Below are 4,352 nucleotides of genomic sequence, written 5' to 3'. Positions count from 1 at the left end.
ATAATTAATAATTAATAATTAATAATTACCTCTTCTGTAATAGAAGGATTGGCTAAAAGGATTTTTTTTCTTTTCTTGTTCAATTCGATATAGCGTTTTCAGCTATCGCCGACATGAAACGCTGCGCTACATGAATGGAGAGACTTTATACCTAAATTTTTCAGTAAATATAAGAATAATTAACACGCTCCTGACTAATAATTATCAAATAGCTAGAGACGTTACCGAATAATTAATAGTTAATAATTAATAATTAAGATTTGATAGTCAATAATTAATTATTCATTCAACAATTAAGGTTTAAAGCCTCCCTTTGTCATTAATAATTAATATATTCCTAGGGCGAGTGCTAGGTAAATAGTTTATACCAATTCCCATGCATTATTGCTATACTTTGGCGATACTTCAGTTATTAACTAATCAGCAGGGCGCAGAATCATTTTTTTGCTAATTTTAGCTAGTTTAATGTTAATTATTCTTATGTTTGCTTCCCCCCTACTCCCCTAGTCCCCTACTCAACAAAATGTAGAAAAGTTTTTGAGAAATGGTATTATATATTGCTCCTAAGCGCCGTGATAGTCATTAATTATTAATTGTTAATTGTTCATTGTGTTTTTTGCTGAAATACAACGTCCCTAAAGAGTAGTAATTCGGACTTCCTGATTAAATATAAAAACATTGACAGATAAAGATAAGTGCCTTTTTAGGTCTGAAATACCTTGGTTTTCAGCTCTTCATGCACGGTTCCCGAAAAATCAAAANCATTGACAGATAAAGATAAGTGCCTTTTTAGGTCTGAAATACCTTGGTTTTCAGCTCTTCATGCACGGTTCCCGAAAAATCAAAAAGTTCGCATTTATGGCGCATAGTTGGGCAAAAAAATTACTCCCCTACTCCTTAAAAAAGACTTTTTCAGCAAACCCTAATTCTGCTTCACTGAGAATAGAAAATAAGGAAAATAACTGTACCTCATAATAACTGTGGGAAGTGCTATATTTGTACTTAATATAGTTGGAATACCCTGCAGATAAAGTCTCATTAATTAGCCATAATAAAAATGTTTTTCCCTACTCCCTACTCCCTATTTCCTATTCCCTATTCCCTATTCTCTATTCCCTTAATTATCAAATAGGTAGAGACGTTACATAAAACGTCCCTAAAGAGTAGTAATTCGGACTTGCTGATTAAATATCAAAACATTGACAGATAAAGATAAGTGCCTTTTTAGGTCTGAAATACCTTGGTTTTCAGCTCTTCATGCACGGTTCCCGAAAAATCAAAANCATTGACAGATAAAGATAAGTGCCTTTTTAGGTCTGAAATACCTTGGTTTTCAGCTCTTCATGCACGGTTCCCGAAAAATCAAAAAGTTAGCATTTATGGCGCATTGTTGGGCAAAAAAATTACTCCCCTACTTCTTAAAAAAGACTTTTTCAGCCAACCCTAATTCTGATTCACTGGGAATAGAAAATAAGGAAAATAACTGCACCTCATAAGAACTGTAGGAATTGCTATATTTGTACTTCATATAGTTGGAATACCCTGCAGATAAAGTCTCATTAATTAGCTAGAATAAAAATGTTTGTCCCGACTCCCGACTCCCGACTCCCTATTCCCTAGCTCATAATAACTGTGGGAATTGCTATATTTGTACTTCATATAGTTGGAATAACCTGCAGATAAAGTCTCATTAATTAGCCAGAATAAAAATGTTTGTCCCGACTCCCGACTCCCTATTCCCTATTCCCTATTCCCTATTCCCTATTCCCTATTCCCTATATTACTTTTGTTGATTCACACAAAAATCTACACTCTCTAACTGATAAGGAAATAAATCTTTAAACCATTTTTCATCAATAGGTCTAGATTTTTCACCATCAATAAAAGAATTAATTTTAGTTTGCCATTTAGAGTCATTGTTCGGGATAATCATCCCATAAAAATCACAAGTTAAAGGTTCTTCTGGCACTAACTTATAATTATTAATATCCAGATTTTGTCTTACCAATTCCCCAACAGATAATATCCCATCATTAGCCAAAGTCTGAATTTCTCCTTCAACCAAAGATTCGACAGCTTCATTAATACCTCTACTACCTTTAAAATAGACTGCTTCAGATTGAGGATATTTTGTTTGAATAAAATTTTCTGTAGTAGTATTTCTCAACACACCTGTTTTTACTCCAGCTAAATTACCATCAGGATTTATTTGTGTTTCTTTTTTTACTAAAAAATGAGTTCCTGTGACAAAAAAAGGATTCGAAAAAGCCACACCTTTAACATCATCCCTAATCGTATTCGGACCGCATTCTAAATGTACAATTCCATTTTGAACTAATTGAAATCTGTTTTCTAGAGTAGAGACAATTTCTATAACTTTAACACCAGTTGAAATATTTAATTCCTGAGCAATATTTTCCGCAAAAGCCTCAATAATATCTTCACAATAACCAGCCCATTCTCCTGTATTATTTACATAACCAAAAGGAGTAGCATCTCGTCTCATTGCTACTTTCATTACTCCAGTTCTTTGTATTTCTTCCAAGATAGTTTCTTGTCGTTGAGGAACTTTTGCAGTAATAGGTGGAGGTATGATTGGTTTAGGGGGAGAACTACCATAAGCAGTTATTAATTGTTGTGCAGTTAAAGATTGAATTAAATTCAAATTTAAGGAATCTTTATTCATCACTTTCCCATAAGAGGCAGTTAAATATGGTTCATACTCTGATTGATTATCTAGATATTTTTTAAAGAAAGCCACACTTAAATTTTTTAAATAATATTGTCCGACTTCCGGCGTCGGACCCTGTAATACTTCTGGCAAACCAGGAATTAAAGTGCTAGTAGAAAAATGAGTTCCTGGAACTAAAAAAGCCAAATATTTATCTGAATTATTATTCATCCAAATAAAAGGATGAACATCTTCTTCTATCCCTGGAGTTAGAATATCGTGACTACCTCCCATAAGTAAAGTCGGAATAGAAATATTTCTCATTTCTTCAGGTCCGAAAACTACACTTGTTAAGGGAAAATAAGCAAAAACTGCCTTAACGCGAGGGTCTCTTAACTCATAGTTTGAAGGTGGTAAATAACCTGCACGACATTGCAACAATACCGATACATTTAAACTCAATTTTTTCGGGTCACATTCTTGATTTAGTCTAGCCAAATTAATATTAGCACCCCCTAAAGATAAGACTGTAGTAGCACCAAAAGAATTTCCTAATGCACCGACTTTTTCTAAGTCTATTTTAGATTGCCAATAGGAGTCAGTTTTGACTAAATTTTCCAGTTCATCTAATAAAAATGTGAGGTCTGATGGGCGGCTAAGATATTCAATAGGACTGATATCTATATCTACTTCTCCTTTGAGAAAAGATTGACGATATGCTAAGTCACTACCTAAATGTTCAACCCCTGCTAATGCAATTCCATAAGATGCTAAATGTTCTGCTAAAAGAATACTTTTTTTCTCCGCTCCAAAACCATGACTATAAACTACTAAAGGTACTGGTTTAGAGATACCTTCAGGTAAGTAAATATCTGCTTCTAGAGTATAAGAACCTGTTAAACCTGTGTAAGTTTGACGTAGAGTATCTATTTCAAAACTAATAGATTTTTTAATTACTTTATAGGGACCTAATTGACTCAAATCTGCCAGTTGAGAATAATCCATTTGTGGATCTGTAGAAACTTGCTTTTCTGCTTGTTCAGTAATTGCTGTAATAGAAGCATCTCGATATTCTTGGAAAGTTGTTAACTCATTAGAAAACTCAGATAAAAAATCTGTACTTATTCTGATTGTTTTTGCCGGAAATTTTTTAATGATATTGATAATAGTAAAACCTTCTTCCGGGTCAGAAGCAGCTTCAATTAAAGCAGTTCTCATAGCATCATAACCATTAATATCAGGATCTATTTGTACTAATCGACCCAAATATTTGAGGAAATCTTGCCCCATAGCCATATTAGTAATGCGAGAAATTAATTCAGGCGGTATATCAAAACGTTTTTGTAATATTTTCCGCAAATTTGCTAAATCTTCTTTTGTCATAAAAGCAGCATAGAAGCCAAAATCATTAGTAATTATGCCTTCTTTAGCAAATACTTCTAGAGAATCTACAGACATATATAAATCTGTGAGATTAGGAACTTTAAAAACTATACTTTCAGCATTCATAGCAGGTTTGGGCTTCAACAGATTTTGCAAAAGACCGATGCTAATTATTCCTGCTATTACTAGAATTTTTGTTAATAACTTTGTTGATTTGCTAGATTTTTTACTCATTGTTTATTTCTCGCATTAATCTCAAAAATTGATTTATAGATACCTGTTTCAATAATTGATAATT

The 4,352-nt window shown here is 33.0% G+C and carries 1 protein-coding gene; it reads right to left on the bottom strand.

Annotated elements, in window-relative coordinates:
• Window positions 1-1,780: 1,780 nt before the first annotated feature.
• Entirely contained in the window at window positions 1,781-4,288 is a 2,508-nt protein-coding gene (locus AFK68_RS08370) for an alpha/beta hydrolase (protein WP_094672337.1), read from the bottom strand.
• Window positions 4,289-4,352 lie beyond the last annotated feature (64 nt).

The organism is Hydrocoleum sp. CS-953 (genome assembly GCF_002260545.1).
In the GTDB taxonomy this organism is placed as follows: Bacteria; Cyanobacteriota; Cyanobacteriia; order Cyanobacteriales; family Microcoleaceae; genus Trichodesmium.
The sequence above is the reverse complement of the archived record's forward strand: the minus strand, read 5'-3'. Positions and strand labels throughout refer to the sequence as shown.

Bases quoted from the DNA above. Each gene is read 5' to 3' on its own strand.
- AFK68_RS08370 (WP_094672337.1), bottom strand. From the start codon at position 4,288: ATGAGTAAAAAATCTAGCAAATCAACAAAGTTATTAACAAAAATTCTA.